3 protein-coding genes are annotated in these 2,581 nt (G+C 70.6%); 2 read left to right on the plus strand and 1 reads right to left on the minus strand.

What is annotated here, in order from left to right; translation table 11 throughout:
- A partial coding sequence (locus VAE53_RS04680) for a S49 family peptidase (protein ID WP_322818208.1) occupies positions 1–1,233 on the minus strand: 1,233 nt, incomplete at its 3' end.
- A 122-nt stretch (positions 1,234–1,355) separates the two neighbouring features.
- Here VAE53_RS04680 and VAE53_RS04685 point away from each other — a divergent pair.
- Complete coding sequence (locus VAE53_RS04685) at positions 1,356–2,207, plus strand: enoyl-CoA hydratase/isomerase family protein (RefSeq protein ID WP_322818209.1); 852 nt, start codon at positions 1,356–1,358, stop codon at positions 2,205–2,207.
- Positions 2,208–2,344: 137 nt separating this feature from the next.
- Positions 2,345–2,581: hypothetical protein (locus tag VAE53_RS04690; RefSeq protein WP_322818210.1), on the plus strand; the 237-nt coding region annotated here is incomplete at its 3' end.

Here is a 2,581-nt window from a genome sequence, read left to right on the forward strand (position 1 = left end):
CCCCCGCGCGCAGAGCGCCACCGGATCGCCGTAGTAGGCAAGAATCGCGTGAGCCGGGAAACAGACTCGCGTCGGGCCCGCCGCCGGCGCGCTCCCCTTCCGCCCCTCGCCCAGGCCCAGCCGGCCCTCCAGCCAGCCCCAGAACGAGGTCGAGCCGCTCTCCCGCACCACCCGATAGCTCCCCGGCTCCAGACCGGCCAGCTCCGCCAACCGCCCGTATGCCCCCGGCCGGTCCGCCGTCTCGTCGATCAACCCCAGCCCCTGCGCCGTCTCGTTGTCGTAGACCATCGCCCCGATCACGTCCCTGATCGTCGCCTCGGGGATGCCCCGTGCCGCCGCAACGTGACGCACGAAGGCCGCGTACTCATTGTTCACCCCCCGTTGCAGCTCCGCCTTCTCCTGGTCGGTCAACGGCCGGTAGGGCGCCCCCACATCCTTCGAACGCCCCGCCGTGATCGGCTGGAACACAATCCCGTTCGCCGTCGTCACCCCCCCACCGAAGAGCCCGCCCTCCGTCGCGAACAGCCCATCCCAGAATTCCACCGCCCCCATCGTCACCCCGATGCTCCCCACCAGGCTCCCGTAGTCCGCCACGATCAGGTCCGCTGGCGCCATCGCGTACATCCCACCCGAGGCGCTCAGCCCCGCCACGAACGCCACCACCGGCTTGCCCGTCTTTTCCTTGTACTCCCGGATCCCCTCCGCAATCGCCCGAGCCCCGAAAATCGTCCCGCCCGGCGTATCGAACTCCAACACCACCCCTGCCACATCCTCCGCCTCCGCCGCCTCGCGCAGCTTCTCCCGGATGTCGTACCCGTACACCACGCCCGGCAGCCCGAAGATCCCCGCCGGCTCCAGCTCCTCCCCGAGGATCACACCCGACACCGGGATAGAGAGCAGCTTCGCCCGAGCGCTCGCCTCCCCGAAGACCACATCCTCGCCGCCCCCTCCCGAATCCGCCGCCGCCACGATTACCGCCACCACCAACAACGGCAAAAAGAGCGCGAACCCCAGCGTCACCCCGAAACACCCCGCCGCCACCACCGCCTTCGTCGCCGTCCGCCAAATCATCGTCCACGTCCCCTCGCGCGCCCCCGGCGGCGGGTACGGACCGCTGTACCAGGCCTGCCCTCCCGGCCCGAATCCGCCAGGCGGCCCACCCGCCCGGGGGGCCGGGGAAACCGGTGGCACTTGGACGCTATCGCTCCCTTGCGAAGCTTCCTGCTCGCTCATGACATCTCCTCCAGCCCGCACGGTCTCGCTTCGCGGGCCCCCACAGCGTACCAGCAACACGCCTGCGCCCCGCCCGGCCATCCCGTACACTCTCGCAACTCCTCCACCATCCGAGGTGCCACGTGTTCCCAGAAGGCTCCTTCCGCGGCTTCGATATCCGCCTCGAATCCCCCGGCATCGCCGTCATCACCTTCAACCAGCCCGAACGCCTCAACGGCCTCGCCCAGCCAATCAAACGCGACCTCCTCGAAGTCATCGCCCAAGCCCAGATGGACGACCGCGTCCGCGTCCTCCTCTTCACCGGCAGCGGCCGCGCCTTCTGCGCCGGGGACGACATCACCGGCCGCCCCCTGCCCGAGGGACGCGCCCTCGTGCCCGACATCTACCCCGGCCACCGCGAACCGATCGGAACCTACGAAGGGCTCCGCGTCCTCTCCCAAACCCTCAACACCGCCATCCGCAACCTCGACAAACTCACCATCGCCGCCATCAACGGGGTGGCCATCCAATCCGGCCTCTCCCTCGCCCTCGCCTGCGATTTCCGGCTCGCCTCCACCGAAGCTCGCCTCGGCAGCGCCACCCTGCGCTTCGGCCTCCTCCCCGACGAAGGCGGCCACGCTCTCCTCGTCCAGCTCATCGGCCTCGCCAAGACCATCGACTTCCTCATGCGCCGCCGCATCGTCGGCGCCGCCGAAGCGCTCGACCTCGGCCTCGTCCACGAAGTTTGCGCCCCCGACCAGCTGCTCGACCACGCCATGGCCCTCGCCCGCGAACTCGCCGAAGGCCCACAAGTCGCCATGCGCCTCCTCAAACGCTCGCTCTACCTCGCCGCCGAGAGCACCTGGGCCCACGCCCTCGAGGACATCGCTGCCCGCACCGCCATCAGCGACCACCACCCCGACGCCCACGAAGGCGTCGCCGCCTTCCGCGAGCGCCGCCAGCCGCGCTTCAACGCCTGGCTCGAAGGCCGCTGACCATCGCCCCGCCTGCCCCCTCTTCGCCACACCTACGCCCCGCCGCACCAGCGGCCGAACTCTCACACAAAAGGATGGTGGCAGCCCGGTGACAGCCCCCATTGGCCGGGTGCCACACGATGTGGCGTAATTCATCCATGGGCGATGCCCCGCAGCCCCCGCGGCGTCTCTCCTGGCCCGCCGTCGACCCCCAGGCCGACGGCGAACACCCCATTGCCGACCCCGATGGCAACTGGCTCGTCGGAGCCAGCAGCACCACGGCCTCCCCCGACCCCACCTTCGACTGGCTCTTCCGCGATCCCCACCGCTGGGCCCCCCAACACGGCCCCGCCGGCCGCATCCCCGCGGCCACCCAGCCCCTTCCCCCGCCCCCC

It is taken from the genome of Tepidiforma sp. (assembly GCF_034432735.1).
GTDB lineage: Bacteria > Chloroflexota > Dehalococcoidia > Tepidiformales > Tepidiformaceae > Tepidiforma.